Annotated in this window: 15 protein-coding genes; 5 read left to right on the forward strand and 10 right to left on the reverse strand. The window is 44.4% G+C overall.

Annotated features, from left to right (window positions below):
* Nucleotides 1–33 precede the first annotated feature (33 nt).
* Entirely contained in the window at nucleotides 34–387 is a 354-nt protein-coding gene (locus AB4154_RS09015) for a hypothetical protein (protein ID WP_017060510.1), read from the forward strand.
* Between the two features lie 194 nt (nucleotides 388–581).
* Here the strand turns inward: AB4154_RS09015 and AB4154_RS09020 are convergent, their stop codons facing one another.
* From AB4154_RS09020 to AB4154_RS09040, 5 genes are all read right to left on the reverse strand, one after another.
* On the reverse strand, nucleotides 582–1,478 hold the full coding sequence (locus tag AB4154_RS09020; protein ID WP_017060509.1) for an RNA polymerase sigma factor RpoD/SigA: 897 nt from the start codon (nucleotides 1,476–1,478) through the stop codon (nucleotides 582–584).
* Nucleotides 1,479–1,892: 414 nt separating this feature from the next.
* Nucleotides 1,893–2,225, reverse strand: a complete 333-nt coding sequence (locus tag AB4154_RS09025) for an Hpt domain-containing protein (RefSeq protein WP_017060508.1) — start codon at nucleotides 2,223–2,225, stop codon at nucleotides 1,893–1,895.
* On the reverse strand, nucleotides 2,219–3,808 hold the full coding sequence (locus AB4154_RS09030; RefSeq protein WP_017064673.1) for a response regulator: 1,590 nt from the start codon (nucleotides 3,806–3,808) through the stop codon (nucleotides 2,219–2,221). Before AB4154_RS09030 ends, AB4154_RS09025 begins: the two co-directional genes overlap by 7 nt.
* A 289-nt stretch (nucleotides 3,809–4,097) precedes the next feature.
* Entirely contained in the window at nucleotides 4,098–5,648 is a 1,551-nt protein-coding gene (locus AB4154_RS09035; RefSeq protein ID WP_372122744.1) for a DHA2 family efflux MFS transporter permease subunit, read from the reverse strand.
* Between the two features lie 3 nt (nucleotides 5,649–5,651).
* Nucleotides 5,652–6,716 carry an HlyD family secretion protein gene (locus AB4154_RS09040; protein WP_017066726.1) on the reverse strand — a complete coding sequence of 355 codons (1,065 nt, stop codon included), beginning with the start codon at nucleotides 6,714–6,716 and terminating at the stop codon, nucleotides 5,652–5,654.
* Between the two features lie 128 nt (nucleotides 6,717–6,844).
* On the opposite strand from AB4154_RS09040, the gene AB4154_RS09045 reads away from it, so the two are divergent.
* Nucleotides 6,845–7,747 carry a LysR family transcriptional regulator gene (locus AB4154_RS09045; RefSeq protein WP_017064671.1) on the forward strand — a complete coding sequence of 301 codons (903 nt, stop codon included), beginning with the start codon at nucleotides 6,845–6,847 and terminating at the stop codon, nucleotides 7,745–7,747.
* An 86-nt stretch (nucleotides 7,748–7,833) separates the two neighbouring features.
* Here the strand turns inward: AB4154_RS09045 and AB4154_RS09050 are convergent, their stop codons facing one another.
* From AB4154_RS09050 to AB4154_RS09065, 4 genes are all read right to left on the reverse strand, one after another.
* Nucleotides 7,834–10,164, reverse strand: coding sequence for a glycoside hydrolase (locus tag AB4154_RS09050; RefSeq protein ID WP_372122746.1), 2,331 nt, complete (start codon nucleotides 10,162–10,164; stop codon nucleotides 7,834–7,836).
* A gap of 103 nt (nucleotides 10,165–10,267) precedes the next feature.
* Nucleotides 10,268–11,080, reverse strand: a complete 813-nt coding sequence (locus AB4154_RS09055; protein WP_372122748.1) for a DUF2861 family protein — start codon at nucleotides 11,078–11,080, stop codon at nucleotides 10,268–10,270.
* Nucleotides 11,080–11,727 carry a response regulator transcription factor gene (locus AB4154_RS09060; protein ID WP_372059019.1) on the reverse strand — a complete coding sequence of 216 codons (648 nt, stop codon included), beginning with the start codon at nucleotides 11,725–11,727 and terminating at the stop codon, nucleotides 11,080–11,082. The genes AB4154_RS09055 and AB4154_RS09060 overlap by 1 nt, the downstream gene beginning before the upstream one ends.
* Nucleotides 11,705–13,114: a DUF3404 domain-containing protein gene (locus AB4154_RS09065; protein WP_372122750.1), complete on the reverse strand. Its 1,410-nt coding sequence runs from the start codon at nucleotides 13,112–13,114 to the stop codon at nucleotides 11,705–11,707. The genes AB4154_RS09060 and AB4154_RS09065 overlap by 23 nt, the downstream gene beginning before the upstream one ends.
* A 243-nt stretch (nucleotides 13,115–13,357) precedes the next feature.
* Between AB4154_RS09065 and AB4154_RS09070 the strand changes: the two genes are divergently transcribed.
* A complete protein-coding gene (locus AB4154_RS09070; RefSeq protein ID WP_017060498.1) occupies nucleotides 13,358–13,891 on the forward strand; it encodes a YbhB/YbcL family Raf kinase inhibitor-like protein in 534 nt (177 codons plus the stop codon).
* A 78-nt stretch (nucleotides 13,892–13,969) separates the two neighbouring features.
* On the forward strand, nucleotides 13,970–14,767 hold the full coding sequence (locus AB4154_RS09075; RefSeq protein WP_017060497.1) for a helix-turn-helix transcriptional regulator: 798 nt from the start codon (nucleotides 13,970–13,972) through the stop codon (nucleotides 14,765–14,767).
* Between the two features lie 29 nt (nucleotides 14,768–14,796).
* On the opposite strand, the gene AB4154_RS09080 is transcribed toward AB4154_RS09075, so the two are convergent.
* Complete coding sequence (locus tag AB4154_RS09080; RefSeq protein ID WP_136973491.1) at nucleotides 14,797–15,990, reverse strand: CynX/NimT family MFS transporter; 1,194 nt, start codon at nucleotides 15,988–15,990, stop codon at nucleotides 14,797–14,799.
* A 133-nt stretch (nucleotides 15,991–16,123) separates the two neighbouring features.
* Here AB4154_RS09080 and AB4154_RS09085 point away from each other — a divergent pair, with 133 nt between their 5' ends.
* Nucleotides 16,124–17,455, forward strand: coding sequence for a D-serine ammonia-lyase (locus AB4154_RS09085; protein ID WP_372122752.1), 1,332 nt, complete (start codon nucleotides 16,124–16,126; stop codon nucleotides 17,453–17,455).
* Nucleotides 17,456–17,486: the final 31 nt, after the last annotated feature.

Here is a 17,486-nt window from a genome sequence, read left to right on the forward strand (position 1 = left end):
TATTAGAAGGGTCCGTTAGACAGGAGGGACGACATGTATCGTTATGTCAGTTCACCGCAAGCGTCGAAGTACATAGTGCCACCGCCTCAACATCGAGAGTTGTCGAGTGTGGATGTGCCTGAGTCTGAATTAGAGATGCGAGAAATATTGAATAATTGGTTTGCTGATGGTTTAGCGCCCATTATTGAAAGTGACGATGACTACATCTCTGCGAGCGATCACGTTCGATTTGAAAAGCTTAGCCGCACCGTTGGGATGTTGTTGAGAAACAAAGATTATTATTTTGCGGCTAAACGGATTTTATCAGTGTGGGAACAAGATTGTCTTGAAACCACTTATATCAATTATCTCATTTTGCGCAGTGAGCGAGTCACTTCTTTAAGGTAAGTTAATGGTGTGGCATTTGTCATTTTTCATTAGGCATTAGGCATTAGGGATTAGCGACTTAGGGTTCGTGTGCTTACGATTTTTTTATTTTTCTAACGAATCAGCAAACAAAAAGGGCAAGCTTGGAGGCTCACCCTAAAGGTCTTTGTTTTGGCTTAACGTTATTTTCAACTAATTCTCAACTGGGCTACGACTTACACCCAACCATCAAATTTGAGTCGTTTTTGAATTCTCTCGACCGCTTCTTTCTGCATTTGTCTAACACGTTCATTAGAAACATTCACATCCAACATTTGTCCGACCTCAGACAGCGTTTTCACCTTGTTATCAAAGAAACCAAAACGGTGGATGAGCACCTTTTGTAATTTTGGAGGAAGTGTATAGATGATTTGTTCTAGAGCTTGGGTAAAGGATTGATCCTCACAATCTTGTTGAGGGTCTGGGATATATTCACTTTCGCATTGATCAAGCACCATAGGCGCATGGCTAGTTCCAACCGTTGTCGTCACGTCAATAAACCCGCTTAACGCCACCAGTTGATCGACGCGTTCGGCCTTTACACCTGAACTGTCTGATAGCTCAGAAATTGAAACCTCTTTACTCATTTTTTTGCTTGCATCGAGCTTTTTTGAGGCGAGGCTGTTTATTTCTTTACACACGTGGGCTGGCAATCGAACGGTTCGACCCGTGTTCATGAGTGCGGCTTCAATGTTTTCGCGGATCCACCAAACAGCATAGGTTGAAAAACGATAGCCTGGTTCTGGATCGTATTTGTCGATGGCCTTAATCAAGCCAATGTTGCCTTCCTCGATCAGGTCGAGCAGGGTGAAATTATTGCCTTTACGTTTTAGGTAACTCTTTGCGATTTTCACAACAAGGCGCAGGTTTGATTCGATCATGACATCACGCGCTTTTTTATCACCCGCGCGATTCAATTTTGCGTAATACACCTCATCTTCACGCGACAGCAGATCAATGCCAACAATATCTTTCAGATAATGAGCATAAGGGTCTGCACTGGTAGAAAATGATTCGGTAATGGGTGTTTCATCCGTGAGCCCCTGAAACGCAGCAAAACTATCGTTGTTCATTTCCTTGTCCTTATCTAGCCGACTGAACGTTTTAGTTTTTTTTATTATGCCACCAAGTGATTAACGCTTGGTTTCATTAGAGTGTAGATAACAATTTCTTCTTTACCAATAAATAAAATGCAATTTCGTATGTTTATGTCACAAAAAGATCTACAAATATTTAACTATTTTGCATCTCATCAAGTGTGTTGGTTTTTCGTTTAAAACATTAAGACGGATAGTTTATAAAGCATGTGTTATACATCGGTTTATCTAGATAAATGACGTGAATTTATAGGTGTGGGTTAGAACTATAATTGAGAGGAGAAATGATGAGAAAAATGTTAAGAGTCGAGGTTCAATGTTTCCAAGCACCTCAACTCTTTTAGCTGTGTCGGCTGTTAAGTATCGCCATGCACGTTTTAATTCTATCGACTAATAAGTGCTAAGAACCTCATCGATTTGCTGATTAATGATCTTCATTTCGCTGTAGATAACCGAAAGATCATCATCTTGCGGCGCAAGCTTATTGAGTGTGTTTTGTTCTACTCTTTCCAATGCAACTGTGGCCGTTTCTTCACCAAAGCTGGCTAAAATGCCTTTTAAGGTGTGCACGGTAAAATGAAGCTTGCCCCAATCTTGTTGTTGAACCAACTCTTCGATCTCTTGTAGCGAATTGCCATGGTCTTCTTGATATGTAGACAAAACGGCGTAAATGACGTCTCTGTCATTGTCTAAATAGGCGTTTAAAGCATCAAAGTCTAGCATGTGGACTCCTGTCGGCTGAATGTTGAAAATGGGCTAGGCGGCTTAGTGGAAAAACCATACCTTGATGAATCACTAATCCATTGATTCCATTTTGGAGGAAGTTCTAACTGTAAGATTTCTTCTAGATAGTCGTCGCTAAGTTTCTCATCTATATGAGCTTTATTGACGGCGTATATATAGTCAAGTTTGGCGGCAACTGAATATGGGTAACTGTGAATGTAGTCCTTTATTTCTTGGATCGAACCCAAATTTTCAATGTTTATACACGTTGAAGGGTCGACATTTTTGGACTCAAGTTGGTGATTTATGGCTTCTCCACGAGATTTGAGACATTCCACTGTTAAATGATAAAGAGAGTACTCACCAAAGTGGGCGAGCATGGGTAATAACTGAGTGAGCAAATAAGTCGGTTGGCTGTGGAAATTGTTCGCTAACAGTGTCGAAGCTCTAATCACTTTTTTGTGGGCAATCTGAGGGCTATTTTCGATGAGCAATATGCTGCTCTGAAATAGGGCAAGGCTGGCCAAAACTTGCTGCTGTTGTTTTACCGGAAGTTTCAGGTTTACCAACTCGGTGAATTGGTTGGCGTGCTCAAGCAAAATACGTTTGTACTTTAGTTGCGTCTCGCGCTGATACGTTGCTTTTAAGGAATTAAAGTGCGCACCAATGGAATGGATGACATCAATGTCAGCAGCTGAAATGTGGGTTGCATACATCTCACCTAACTTTATGATCATATGTGTGTTATCTGCGTTCTCAGCTAAGTCGATGGCCCTGATTGCACGATGGCTGATGCTGGGAGTCATCTCAAATGCACGAATCGCTAATTTAAGAGCAGGCAGCAGCATTTTATGTTTTTCATAGATACAGCTTAAGCAGTCAATCACGCTCAATGAGAGTGGCTGTGCTATTAGAAAATTGTGGAGCTTATCTATGGCTAAATTTGGCTTGCCTAAGCTGTCGAGAATCAGCGCCTCAGCCACCAATTTGGTTGGGTGCATGTTGGTTTTGGAGTTGTTAATGACGCTAGAGAGTAACTGCCATTTCTTACCTGCAATTAAATGTTCAATCAATGTCGCTTCGAACTGAACGCTAGTACCATTAGGGGAGATCGCCAAAGCTTGAGCTAATCTCTCTTGACTGGCAATGGGATACAAATCATTCAGTTGGGTGAGTTTCTTTGAAACGGACACGGCACTTTGGATCTTTTTACCCAACGTTTGAGTATTAATCGGTTTAGAAACGAAGTGGTGTGCTTCACCTGAAAGGGCGGTTAATACTGTTTCCTGACGCATATCCCCAGAGAGCAAGATTGTCGCCACAGTATGATCGATGAGGCGGTTTCGATACAGAATGCCCAACAGCTCAAAGCCAGTAAAAGACTGTTCTAAGTGGTAGTCAATGAGGAGTACATGAAAAGAGTGTGTCTCGACCGCTTTAATGGCTTTTCGATAGTCGGTCGCAATAAAAATACAGTCGCGCGAAACTCCCAAACTAGCCAGTTGCTGCTTAATAAGTATTGTTGCGCTTTTAGAGTCGTCGACGATCAAAATTCGAAGGTCTGTTGGTAAGGTCAAATCCATTTTCCTTAATACCAAATGTTATTTTTTAATTTAGGTGTCAAGTTGCACATTGTCAAGGTGCCTATATCACATACAAACACTCAATAAACTATTGGTAATTAAAGAGTATTAGATAACATTTATGAAAGCCTTCAAACGCAGGTGACTTTTACCTGATTTTAGTGGGGTTATACGTGTTTTAGAAATAAAAAAGAGGCAAGCCGATAAGCTCACCTATCTGTTTTATTGTTCGAGTTTTTATTCGAAATGTTGTTCTTTGCTTGAAGTTTTATTTACCGAAACTCTAGCGTTAATCACGCATGTTTAGAATCAATACTGCCGCTAGAGCCAAGAACGCCGTCATCATTAAGAACACATCGTTGTAAGCCATGATGGCTGCGTCACGTTGCATTGTGCCGAGCAAACTTGCTTGTGCTTGTTGCATCGCAGTTGCGGCATCACTTCCTGACTGAATGAAAAACGCTTGTTGTTGCTGAAGCGTCTGCCAACCAAGTTGACTCACTGAAGGTAGCGACTCCTTGATGTGTGCTAAGTGCTCACGGGTTTTGTTATCCAATAGCGTAGCGATAATCGCGATGCTGAAAGCGCCCCCTAAGTTCCGCATTACGTTGGTTAACGTTGATGCGTCTGGCGTGTCCATTTTGCTGATGTTCTTTATGGCAACCAAAGACAGCGGAACCATGATGAACGGACTACCAATAGCACGCAGAACCATAGATAAAATCAGCTGTTGCCCGCCAAAATCGATTGTCATGTGTGTATTTACGTAACAACTAAAACCGAACATCGCGAAGCCAAAGGTAACCAAGTACTTAGGCTTAATGATCTGTGTTAGCTTTGGCACAATTGGGAATATCAGAAGCTGTGGGAAACCCATCCACATTAGCACTTCACCAATTTCCATCGCGTTATATTGCTGAATTTGAGTGAGATACATCGGTAGAACATAGATAGAGCCGAGCAATGCCATTCCTAGAATCAAATAGGCGATACAAGACATCGCAAATTGCCCATCCCGCAATAGCCGCAGGTTAACCAATGGCTTCTTGTGTTGGAGTTCGTTTATCACGAAGTAAACCAAACTCACCGCCGACACGATACTCAAGCCAATAATAAAGCTCGAACTGAACCACTCTTCACGGTTACCTTCTTCTAACACCACTTCCAAACAACCTAGCCCTAATGCCATGGTGGCGATACCAAACCAATCGGCTTTTTTCAGCGTGCCAAGGTCGAGCTTTTCATCGTCCAAGCCATATCGGATCATGGTGATCACAAGCAAAGCTGGCGGAATATTGATGTAGAAAATATAGTGCCACGAGAAGTTCTCCGTCAGCCAGCCACCAAAGGTAGGGCCAATCGATGGAGCAAAGGTCGCGGTTACACCAAACAGTGCCATACCCACAGCACGCTTGTTGACCGGCAATAACTGAATCACCAGCGAGAAAGCAAGCGGGATTAGAGCACCACCACTGAAGCCTTGCATCGCGCGGAACACGATCATCGAGGTCATGTTCCAAGAGAACGAACACAACAAAGATGAAATGGTGAAAATGGCTGTCGTCCACGTGATATAACGGCGTTTACCGAGCGCTTTAGAAAGCCAACCACTGAGTGGGATAGCGATCATCTCTGCGACTAGGTAAGACGTAGAGATCCACGAGCTTTCATCCAAGGTGGCTGATAGCGCACCTTGAATATCTTTGAGAGACGAGTTGGTGATCTGAATATCCAAGATCGCCATAAACGCGCCAATCAAGCCGCCAAATAGGGCGATCCAATGGCGTCTCGAAACCTCGTCATCATCATTTGTTTGGGTGACAACACCAGCGTTACTCATGGTCTAGCCTCGTTTATCGATGGTCGCTACCACAGACAAACCAGGAAGCAGTCGACCTTTCAACTCTTGCTGATCTGGAATAGTAATTTTAACCGGTACACGTTGAACGATTTTAGTGAAGTTACCGGTCGCGTTTTCTGGTGGTAGGAGCGCAAATTTAGCGCCAGTCGCAGGGGAGAAACTGTCTACCACACCTTCAAGAGGCTGCCCCGGGAACGCATCCAGCTCTACTTCAACCGTCTGACCTTTGTGAATACCACTTAGCTGTGTCTCTTTGAAGTTGGCTTCAATCCACACTTGGTTGTTTGGTACCAAGCTCATCAGTGGTGCGCCTGCTTGAATCAGCAAGCCTTCACGTACGCTGCGTTTACCAATCACGCCATCTGCTGGCGCGTAAACTTTGGTGTAATCAAGGTTAAGCTGTGCTTGATCTCTCTGGGCTTGAGCTTCGGTCACGGATGCATTTGCTTGCTCAATCTCACTAGCGATAACGGTTAATTGGTCATTGGTTGCAACGAGGTTTGCTTTTGCTTCTTCTAAATCTGCCTGAGTTACTTTTTGTTGTGCAACCATGCTATCGACTTCATCTTGAGACGCGTAGTTACGCTTTAGTAAGCTACGAGAACGTACCACTTGTTGAATCGCGCGTTCGTATTCAGCTTGTGCAGAATCAACGCGGCTTTCTGCTTGATTGATCTTGCTACGTTGTAACGTTTGTTGTGCCACTAGATTTTTGACGTCTGATTGCACGACGCTTAAATGGGCGTTTGCTTGAGCGAGTGCTGACTGGTAATCACGGTCATCGATTTGAACCAGCAAATCACCTTCTTTAACCGATTGGTTATCACTCACATAAGACTTAACAATATAGCCAGAGACCTTAGGGCTAATATTCGTGATGTCGCCTTGTAGGTAGGCATTGTCGGTAGATTCAAAGTACTGGCCATAGCCGTACCAGTATCCAGCACCGGCTAAACCCAATGACAGCATGATCGCAGTAGCAATAAGCGGAGCTTTTTTACGTTTTTTTGTGCTTACTGTTTGCGAAGCGTTGTTGTTCTCTGTCATTTTTTCTTTCTCATTTTGTTTTTATTTAGATGTAACGAATTGTAAATGAATTCGATTGATTGATAAGATAGGAAAAAAGGGAAATACTGTTGCAAGAATCTAACTAATGGCGCTTTGGGAGAAGTACGATGGACTTAAATGCTGTGACTGTTTTTACACAAGTTGTTGATTGTGGGAGTTTCACGCACGCAGCTGAAGCATTGAACATGACCAAGTCGACCGTCAGCCGAAAGCTAGACGAGCTGGAACAGCATCTAGGTGTGAGGTTGATCACTCGTTCGACACGAAGTTTAGTCTTAACGCCAGAGGGTGAGCGCTTTTATCAGTCGAGCATGCAGATGCAAGAGATCATGAACCAAGCTGAGCTAGAGGTTTCAGCCAATCAGGATTTGATCCGAGGGCAGTTGAATGTTGTGTTGCCTGTCGAATTGGGGCATCAAGTATTAGCCAAATACATCCACAGCTTCCTAAAAGAGCACCCAAACGTGACTTTGAACTTAGAACTGTCGAATCGAGAAGTCGACATCATTGCGGAGGGTATCGATCTTTACGCACAAATTGGTGAGCTAGTGGACTCGAGCTTGGTTTCTCGCTACCTCACAACATCAAAGCGTGTATTGGCAGCCAGCCCTGAGTATTTAGAGCAGTTCGATGACGTCTCTTCACCCGATGATCTTGAACCGCCATTCAGAATGATTGAGGTGGTGAACAAGGCCGCGCGTCTACCCAAGTGGCATTTACAATTAGAAGGCGGAGAGTCGATTTTGATCGATCTGCCGTGTCAGTTGCGGGTGAATACCATCACGGCATGCCTAACAGCGTGTGTGGATGGGCTCGGCTTGGCGGTGCTTCCTGAATTCATTTGTCGGGAACACTTTAAGACAGGTAAGCTGATTCGTCTGTTACCTGAATATGAGATGCCAGAAGTTTCAGTAAGCCTAGTGTATGCAGACAGGCAGTTGATGCCGAAACGTAAAAAGGTCTTTATCGACTATCTACTGACTGCCTTTCAAAATAGGAAGCAAAAGTAACGGGGAAAACCTTAGCGGTTAAGTGCTTAGGCTTCCTATTATTCGTTATTGTCTAAACCGTATCGAAGCTAACTATGATCGGGCTGCTAGTCGACGACTTGCCCATTCGCCAATATAGCTTTGACCGATAGGGCAGCAATATCGACACCGTTGTAACGAAATGCCTTGTTAGAAAAGTTAGCAATGATCTTACTCCCGTCACTGAACTCAGTTTGTTGAACATCGCCGCTCTTATCTAACCATTCGGAATCGACTAACTGTTTATCCCATAACTGTTCGTGCATTGGTTCAAAGCCATCTTGATAGTGTTTGAGTGCTTTGATTCTCTGGCTTGAACTTGATAAAGCTTCATCTCTGGTCAAGTGAACCATCGGTGGTGTGTTGTACAGCATGGCGGTTAAGTCACGTTCTGTTTGTACATTAGTGAACTTAAGGCTGTCTGAATGCCAATGGTGCGTATTGATTACTTCATCATGGAAAACGGCTTGGTAAAGTGGAATTCGATATTGTGGCGAAAATAGTAGCGACTTGTAGGGCTCTTTAACCTCGGCCGGCTTAAAGAAGAAGTCAGGCTTGTGGTCTGGGTACCAACGACCTAAGTAATAGGGAGATTGGCGGTTCTCTTTCATGTCTTTGTCTGTCCATCCAAAACCAACCGTTTCTAAGCCGTGTGCAAACGCGATGCCTTTTGTTGTTAGGCTGTTGCCGTCTTCAGAGCCTAATACTAACGAAGGTTGCTCGCTAAGCCACTTCATTCGGTTGTTGAACGCAGAAAGCATGTCTGATTCGTCGTTTGTATTGCCATTACTGTCTATAGAGACGCGGTAATCTTCACGTGCCATGGCGGTTGCATCAACATCTAAGAACAAGCTGTTGAAGTTGCCGAATCTCATAATGTCTTGAGCACGCTGTTTTACGTATTCTAAATGGCAGTTCGGGTTTAAGTAAAAGCCGTTTCCACGAAATCCTTTTTTCAAACTCCCATCCGCTAGTTCAATCGCACAACTTTGACGCATCGGCTCTGGTAATTGAGCGGTTAGCCAGTTGTCATTGAGCTTCGCAGGAATTGCGGTGTTGTAGGAATCGTAAGTACCGACCAGATATCCGGACTGTTTTGCCAGGCCCACAGCGTTAGGTTGATAGAATTCTGGCATCCAATTATCGAATCCAAGCCACAGTTTGTTTAAGCCTGCCTTATTTAGATTAGCGACCATGTCTGAAGACAGCGCTTGTCCCCAAGTCTCTGACGAGTTTAGGTAAGGGGAAGCGTGCTCTAGCAACCAGTTCTTCTTATCCTGTGCTGCTTTATATTGCGCTTTAATCGTGTTGTCTTCGAGTGTCGGATTACCAACAGGATATAACACCTGCAATGACTGGCTAATAGAGTCCAACAATAGTTGTTTGTGGTACTGACTGAACCAATCTTTCCCCTTGGAGAGTGACGATAGCTCTCTTTTCGCTTCCGCAGAAACATTGAGTTTAGAGCCCTCTAGATACCATGTTTTCAATCCCCACCAGTCACTCACATCTTGGATGCTTAATGGGTCTTTGCCAAATAGGTAAACGTGGCTCGCGCCGATCAACTTAGTCACATCTGGATTGCGCTTTTGCTTTGCTACAAGCGTTTCAGACTGGTCATTATTGATGCGCCAATCTCGGTATTGTTTGGCACCATCTAACCACGAGTCTCCGAGGGTGATACGAACAAGAAAAGGTTGTGACTGATTGAGCATCGTAAATTGGTGTGCTGCCTTCATATCAATTTTGGTTTTTGTATTTGAGGAAGCATTAGAGGATGCATCTGAAAAGAGCAGTTGATTGTTGGTTGCATTAACCATTTGATAGCTAATGAAATGATTGTTTTGCTGTACTGTCCAAAAAGGCATCTTCAAGTCTTGAGTAGTGTTACTTCCAGAATGGTTACCGACGAGATAACTTGCCCAAAGCTTGTTGTCAGTAGGCACGCGCATACCTTCACTAAACGGAAGAAATAGTGTCTGAGTTTGTTGTTCGGCAAGATCAAACCACGCCAATTCGATGGGTTTGTTTCGTTTCACCTGTATATTTGAAGGTAAGCTGAACTGAAAAGTGAGCTGGTCTTGATTAAGCTCTGCCTTAACGTTTATTCCACTGGGTACTAAGGTCCAAGTGGCGATTTTTGCTGAGTCAGCTTTATCGGAAAAGCCAATGACCAGATTGGTCGCTTTCTGTGGTTGGCTATCAACGGTGAGAGCAGCACTGTTAACGCTTAAGCCGTTCCAATCGACCTCTAAAGTATTCGATGAGGTAGCGACGGTATTGTTGTTACTGGTGAGCGTTATTTGGCTCGCTTGTGCGTTGGATGAAAACAGACAAGCTGTTGTTAAAGCCACAATGGCAAAATTAGAAAGATTGAGTGGGTGACGTACGCTGAGCATATTTAGATTCCGTAAAGGGTAACTACGGTTATTACACCTAAGTAGCGCTAGTGCTTTGTCACCTATATGTCTCTATTTTCTGTTTGGCTTTAGTGGTTTTCCATTAGAAAGGCACGGCGACGCGCTGCACATATTGGACTTCAATAGCGCCTTGGTATTCAAACATTTCAACCGAAGCACTCAAGTGCTTGGCTTTGGTTCCAAGTGGACTTTCTGTGGGAACGGGTGCTTGCGCTGTTTTGATTGGCACTTTGTAACCCAGCAGGTTGTAGTTTTCATCAAACCATTGCCAACTCACGTTAGCGTCGGGGCAGTTGTCGATCACCTTTGGAGGCGAGAGCACGATATGTGGTTCGCTGAGTTTACTTTCGAGCGTCAGCCATCGATTACTGTTATTTAAAGCGACACTAATAGGGTAGTGATTTGAACCTATCTTTAGTTGATAAACACCGGATTCGGGTTTGATGAACATTTCATTGGTTTCAATCTCTTGATACTCATTATTGGAAGCGAGTTGTCCATCGAGAAGGACTTTACCTTTAGGCGATACCAAAGAAAGAGTTTGAGTTTCTGAGCCTTTGCTGAGTTGCTCGGCAGAGACTTTGATTTGATAACCGTGCGACGACAGGCCATAGCGTCGAATGAAGCTGACTTGGATGTGGTGTTTTGGCTCAGCACTTTGTTTGAGTAAGGTTCCACATTGAGTCTGGCTCAGGATCTCTTGTTTGACTGGCAGCCAAAGCTCACTATCGAGTGATTTGTGATCGAGTGCGATTTGCAGCTCTTGCCACGCAACTTGAGGTTGGTCATCAAGTAGAGATTGATAGGTGTGCTGCAATGGCGTGTCGGTAAACCATGCCGCATGACTTGCGAGCGGCAATGTGTAGATCAGTGCGGTTAACGAAGTAACTTTCATTATGATTCCCCGGCCAAGCGGTAATCAACGCCACGATGTGTTTCTATATTCAATGTTGGCAGCTTCTGGCGTAAGCGCAGTATGTGATTATCAATAGTTCGGGTACTAGGAAAAGCCTGATATCCCCAAATCTTATTGAGTAATTCATCTCGGTGAAACACACGACTTTGGTTCTGAACAAACAGTACCAATAGCTGAAACTCTTTAGGTTTTAGTGTTACAGGGCTTTCATCCAGATAAGCGATCCGTTCCGACAAGTTGATTTGGATATTTGCGTAAGTTAAGAGGCTCACACCTAACGGACGTAGCTGGGTAATGACTCGAGCGAGTAATTCGTCGTTCGAAAATGGTTTAGTCACATAGTCTTTGGCACCCGCCATTAAACCTTCAACACGTTGTTGAACTTCTACTTTAGCGGTCAACACAATCACAGGCAGCGCTTTGAGGAGCAACCAGTTTGGAAGGTGTTGCAAGCTGTCCCCATCTTCAAGCTGTCGATCCAGTATCACAAGATCGGCTCGAAACCATTTCTTACTGGCATTCTCTGAATCCTTCGCCCAAAGGCATTGGTAACCATTGGATTCAAAGAAGCTGACGAGGCCTTGTCCAAGCAGTTGGTCGTCTTCAATCAGCAGTAGGGTGTTCATAAGCAATTTCCAAAATACATCGGGTTGGGTTACGAAGAATAATGAGGCGGCCATTCGCTTGCTTCATCAAGTGCTCGACAATAGTCAGGCCAATGCCCATGTTATCCAGTTCGTGCGTTTCACTTGGCGTGACACCAGACATGAGCCGTTGTATCGGTGAAGGGAAGTGCCCCTCGTCTTGTACCTCAATCGTCAGCTTGTCACCGAGTTCGACCTTTACCAAAACCTCACCTTTACCATGTTGTTTGGCATTCTTGATTAGATTATCCAAGCAGATGGTTAGCCAGTAATAGGGAAGGTTCAGTTCAACTTCACGCGCTTCACATTGATAAGAAATATTGTGCTTTTCACAGACATGATCGAGCCACTCTTCTAATGAAGCGTTTTGCTTCAACAAAGGCTCTGACTGATCCGAACTTAGGTACACTTTGCTGTTTTCGGTGAGCTGAGAAAGCCTTTGATAGTCAGATATTAAACGCCAAACCGCACTTTGAGTTTCATCAGAAAAGTCATCGTAGCGATTTCTAAACATTTCGACGGTTAAGCCTAGGCTAGTAATAGGCGTGCGCAGTTCATGAGTAAGAAGCTGTAAAACGAACTGCCTCTCTTTTCGTTGTTTTGTTCTTAGGTATAAGACTCTAGCGAGCCCGGAAAGCAACGTTAGCAGCAATGTAAAGATCAAGGTTTTCATGATCAGATTGTCATTGCTAGGCTCGTTTAAGCACACGTTACTGTAACGAAAAGTACAGGTTTCACCTGCCAAAGATACCTCTTGTTGCTCTGCGATAGGTTGCCAAACATCTAAGGGAATAGCTTTCCAGCCTTGTTCGCCACTTAACCAAAGCACATCATCTTGTTGCCAAGCGCGGTATCCATTGAGCAGTGCTTCTCTGCCTTGTGCACTTAGGCTTTCTAGTTTGTTATATAAAGGGTGCTGAGGGTTGGTAAGACTCAAAAATGGGCGTATCTGCTCGGTCACATCTGGGTAAGCGGCTAAATAACGACCAGCAAAGCTGCCACCGGCAGGGTGACGTTTGGAGTGTGCTGCAAACCAAATCGAATCCAATGTTTGTTGCTGACACAGAGCGAGCTCGAACTCGATGGCTTCATGTAATGAAGGGTTACTGCTTTCAATCGCTTGGCAGTGATCTTGTATTGACGCTAACGCTGCGATGTCGTCCCAACTGAATTGGTTGAAATCAGGATAGCGGCTATTTTCATGGAGCAGAACTTTCGGATACTTAGCCAACTCTTGTTGAGATACTAAGAGTGGGGATGATTGCCAGCTCAGTTGATACAGAGTTTGCCACTTATCTTGCAAACTTTGGGCATTGACTAGGGTTGGGAGCCAAAAGATCAAGCAAAGAGCTAACGTAAACCTGCGCATCCAATCATTCTCGTTAAAAGTCGTGGGGCGAGTCTAAAGAGTTTTGGGCGCGATTTGTAACCTGAATGTCAACAAGTGTTCTTTTAACAACAAATTGTCGAGTGGGTCATGCTTTTAAATAATAAAGTACAAATACAGTAAGTATCATTTATTTGAAATAAAATAGATAATTGTGTACTTACTGTCATTATTGGGCGAAATGAGGGGACTATACTGGGCTCATACCTAATAAGAGGAACCATCATGAAACTCATCATCAAATCAGTATTGGCAATCAGTATTTTGGCTACAGGCTCTGCTCATGCGTTCGAATTAACCAGCAACGATATTCAAGAAGGTCACCCAATGGCAAAGACTTTTGAATACTCTAGTTGGGGTTGTGACGGCGATAATCAATCACCACAATTGATGTGGAAAGATGCACCAGCAGGTACCAAAAGCTTTGCTATCACAGCTTATGATCCAGATGCACCGACTGAAAGTGGCTTCTGGCATTGGGTTGCGTTTGATATCCCTGCAACTGTGAACGAGCTACCTCGCGGTGTCGACATCTCTAAAGTCGGTGGCAAAGAAGGTCGCATTGATTACGGTACAGTTGGCTACGGTGGCGTTTGTCCTCCAGAAAAAGATGGTATGCACCGTTACCAGTTCACGGTTTGGGCATTACCAACGGACAAACTTAACCTCGACGAAAATACGCCGTCGGCTGTGGTTGGATTCACGTTGAACAGCATGGCTTTAGACAAAGCTAAACTGACCGCAACTTATACACGTTAGTAATTGACACAAGCTAATAAAGCGACCAGTTATTGATGCGAAAGCTGGTCGTTGATAATAAGTAAACAAGGGGATGAGATGAATCATCAATATCAAGTGACGATCTTTCGTGCAGAGCAGTTACAAAAACTGCGTAATGTGAGGATTCTATCCCCTAGTATCATTCAGATTATTACAGGCAGTAAGCGCCTGTTTTGGAAAGATTCAGCGGCAGAGCTCTCACATTCTGAGCTGTTGTTGTGTGAGGCATCAGCTTCACTAAGTTTTGAGAACATGCCCCACAAAGGGCGCTTCTTGTCGCGAGTGTTCAGCTTTCAATTCCAACCTTCTCAGGCGATGCTTGATTTAAGTGAGGAACGGTCGAATGATCTGGGACTGCCTACAGTAAAAGCGGATCGAAACTTACAAGACTCACTCAATGCTCTGTTCTCTTTTGATACACAGAGCATGAGCAAAGAGACTCAACAGTTTTGGTTGCAGGGCTTGTACCAGCAATTAGCTGAAAAAGGGGTGTTGCATCTATTGTTTGTCAGTGCCAACGTCTCGTTTAGCCAAAAGCTCAGCCATTACCTTTCACATTCACCAGATGAGAAACATCCATTAGAGTCGGTGGCGGAGCGATTTGCGATGAGCCGAGGGACATTGATTCGGAAGCTCAAACTGGAAGGCATGCAATATCGAGAGGTACTGGCTGAAGTTCGCTTGAGTCACGCGCTTTATCTGATGCAAAACGGACAGCAGAATGTGGCGATGTTGGCTCAGTCTTGCGGTTACCAATCGGAAGGGCGTTTTAGTCAGCGCTTCAAAGGGAAGTTTGGTTTGTCGCCAAGTGAATACATCAAAACCGTCGTCAGCCATAGAGTCGCGAGCAAATAAAGTCGCGATACCATAATCATTCTGTTTGCCTAAACGCTCACTTTCTTATCTCGTGCTGCCAATGTCGCGAAAATCGTGCACGCAAAGGCAACAGATGCGATCAACAGAATCGGCACACTCCAAGAATCTGTCTGAGCATGAAGCTTACCCACCAGCGTTGGACCAGTGGCTGCCAACGCATAACCGATTCCCTGAGCCATACCCGACAATGATGCGGCTTGGCTGCTATTCGATGTACGCAAGCCAACAAAAGAGAGCGCGATAATAAATGTCGAGCAGTTGGCTAATCCAAACAGTCCCACCCAAAAGATCGCAAACTCAGGCAAATACAGAAGACCAATCAATCCAACAAATACACTCGATGCACATAGAGTGATGAGCCATTGTTGATTGTCACTTTTGGCTAAGAACGGCAGTAACAGCAGCCCCGGAACCATAGTCGAAAATTGCAGAAATCCATAAATGTAGCCCGCGTCGATTTCGCTGTAGCCAAGATCGTTCAATATCTGTGGCAACCAGCCAGCCAAAGAGTAGAAGGTAAATGAGTTAAGCCCAAGCGCTAACGTTACTTGCCACGCTACGCCGCTTTTAATCATCTGTTTCATCGGCAGAGGTTTGTCTTGTTGTTTGTTATCGCTAGCAGAAGATGAGCGCTTTCTGATTTTAGGCAACCAGATCATCAAAGCTAATATTGGAAATACCAAGTTCATTAACAGCGCTAATTGCCAACCTGTCATAGTGAACAAGGTGATCTCTGAAAATGGCACCATCAAACTTGAGCCTAACGTCGAGCCGATGCCCATCGTAAAGATGTATAAAGAAGTCACAGTAGCGATGCGTGTCGGGAAGCTAATTTTCACTACTACAGGCAACAACACATTACCAATCGCGATACCAAGCCCGATCATCACCGTGCCGATATACAAGGTTGGGGTTAACCCAGCAGAGCGCAGTGTAATACCCGTAGTGATCAAAACTAAGCCTAATAACAGGCTAGGCTCTAGACCAATTCGTTGGGATATCTTGGTGACTAATGGTGAGAATAAGGCAAAAGTTAACAGTGGCAAAGCTGTTAAGAAGCCAGCAGCCGATGACGTAAGGTTGAGGCCTTCCATAACCTGAGAAAGCACAGGAGCCAAGCTCGTAAAAGGCCCACGAAGGTTAAGTGCTAGGAATAGAATCCCTAACATCACGAAAATGCTATTACGAAGAGAGGCGCTCATAGGTTGTTCTACTGTTTGCTTATGAGAAGACAGGCTAGCCTACAGATCATTGAATGATTACACAAATACCGTTTAAATAGGTTTACTAATGATTGAACCTGCGCAGTACGCGCTTAGCCAGAAAAGGTCACCCATGACTGTATTAAATATCGACAAGCTCATCTCGGACTTCCCACTGCTTCAACAATTGATTGCATTGGAAGAAGTGGTTTGGTTTAACCCAAATGTGACGACTCTGGAGCGCGGTTTGCTTTATGTGGGTTTAGGCGAACAAGATATTCACGATGCGAGCATGAGGCTGCAAAGGTTTGCTCCTTATCTAGCCAAGGCGTTTCCTGAAACTCAAGCGACCAATGGCATCATCGAGTCTGAGCTTGTTGACATTCCATCTATGAAATCAGCATTGGGAGCACATTATCAGCAGCCAATAAAAGGGCGTTTGATGATGAAGAAAGACAGCCATTTGCCGATTTCAGGTTCAATCAAAGCGCGTGGTGGTATTTATGAAGTACTAACACATGCCGAGAAGCTTGCGATTGAAGCGGGGTTACTGTGTGAGAGCGATGACTACAGCAAGCTGCTCGAACCTGAGTTTCGTAACTTCTTCCAACAATACAGCATTGCGGTAGGTTCAACGGGTAACCTAGGTATGTCGATCGGTATCATGAGTGCAAAATTAGGCTTTACGGTCTCTGTTCATATGTCGGCAGACGCGAGAGCTTGGAAGAAAAGCAAACTTCGTGAGCATGGTGTCAACGTTGTTGAATACGAACAAGATTATGGTGTTGCAGTCGAACAAGGACGTAAAGAAGCGGAACAGGACCCACGCTGTTTCTTTGTAGATGATGAAAACTCACAAACACTGTTCCTTGGTTACTCTGTGGCTGGAGAAAGGCTCAAGAAGCAATTCGAGCAACAGGGGATTGTGGTTAATAAACAGCATCCTTTTTTTGTTTACTTGCCTTGTGGTGTGGGTGGTGGCCCAGGTGGTGTTGCATTTGGCTTGAAGATGACCTTTGGTGACCACGTCCATTGTATTTTTGCTGAACCGACTCATTCACCTTGCATGTTACTCGGTGTTCATACGGGGTTGCATGATGAGATTGCGGTACAAGATCTTGGTATCGACAACTTAACAGCTGCGGATGGCTTGGCGGTTGGTCGGGCTTCAGGTTTTGTGGGGCGCGCGATGGAGCGTTTACTTGATGGTTATTACACATTAACCGATGAACGCATGTACCAATTGTTAGGCGAACTGAACCAAGCAGAGAGCATTCAACTTGAGCCTTCTGCAGTAGCAGGTATGCCGGGTGCGATTCATGTTGAACAAAATAGTGAATACCTTACTCGTCTAGAAATTGATGAGTCGACGCTAGCGAATGCAACGCATCTTGTGTGGGCGACTGGCGGAGGCATGGTGCCGAAAGAAGAAATGGCCGCTTACTTGGAAAAATCGTCGGTTTAACCCTAAAGCGTTTATAAGCTAGCTGTTTGTA

The organism is Vibrio sp. 10N.286.51.B11 (assembly GCF_041469245.1).
GTDB lineage: Bacteria > Pseudomonadota > Gammaproteobacteria > Enterobacterales > Vibrionaceae > Vibrio > Vibrio crassostreae_C.

Excerpts from the sequence above, each read along its gene's own strand:
- AB4154_RS09065 (WP_372122750.1), bottom strand. The coding sequence starts at position 13,114 with ATGCGCAGGTTTACGTTAGCTCTTTGCTTGATCTTTTGGCTCCCAACC.
- AB4154_RS09050 (WP_372122746.1), bottom strand. The coding sequence starts at position 10,164 with ATGCTCAGCGTACGTCACCCACTCAATCTTTCTAATTTTGCCATTGTG.
- AB4154_RS09015 (WP_017060510.1), top strand. The coding sequence starts at position 34 with ATGTATCGTTATGTCAGTTCACCGCAAGCGTCGAAGTACATAGTGCCA.
- AB4154_RS09080 (WP_136973491.1), bottom strand. The coding sequence starts at position 15,990 with ATGAGCGCCTCTCTTCGTAATAGCATTTTCGTGATGTTAGGGATTCTA.
- AB4154_RS09020 (WP_017060509.1), bottom strand. The coding sequence starts at position 1,478 with ATGAACAACGATAGTTTTGCTGCGTTTCAGGGGCTCACGGATGAAACA.
- AB4154_RS09055 (WP_372122748.1), bottom strand. The coding sequence starts at position 11,080 with ATGAAAGTTACTTCGTTAACCGCACTGATCTACACATTGCCGCTCGCA.
- AB4154_RS09060 (WP_372059019.1), bottom strand. The coding sequence starts at position 11,727 with ATGAACACCCTACTGCTGATTGAAGACGACCAACTGCTTGGACAAGGC.
- AB4154_RS09025 (WP_017060508.1), bottom strand. The coding sequence starts at position 2,225 with ATGCTAGACTTTGATGCTTTAAACGCCTATTTAGACAATGACAGAGAC.
- AB4154_RS09070 (WP_017060498.1), top strand. The coding sequence starts at position 13,358 with ATGAAACTCATCATCAAATCAGTATTGGCAATCAGTATTTTGGCTACA.
- AB4154_RS09085 (WP_372122752.1), top strand. The coding sequence starts at position 16,124 with ATGACTGTATTAAATATCGACAAGCTCATCTCGGACTTCCCACTGCTT.
- AB4154_RS09045 (WP_017064671.1), top strand. The coding sequence starts at position 6,845 with ATGGACTTAAATGCTGTGACTGTTTTTACACAAGTTGTTGATTGTGGG.
- AB4154_RS09075 (WP_017060497.1), top strand. The coding sequence starts at position 13,970 with ATGAATCATCAATATCAAGTGACGATCTTTCGTGCAGAGCAGTTACAA.
- AB4154_RS09040 (WP_017066726.1), bottom strand. The coding sequence starts at position 6,716 with ATGACAGAGAACAACAACGCTTCGCAAACAGTAAGCACAAAAAAACGT.
- AB4154_RS09030 (WP_017064673.1), bottom strand. The coding sequence starts at position 3,808 with ATGGATTTGACCTTACCAACAGACCTTCGAATTTTGATCGTCGACGAC.
- AB4154_RS09035 (WP_372122744.1), bottom strand. The coding sequence starts at position 5,648 with ATGAGTAACGCTGGTGTTGTCACCCAAACAAATGATGATGACGAGGTT.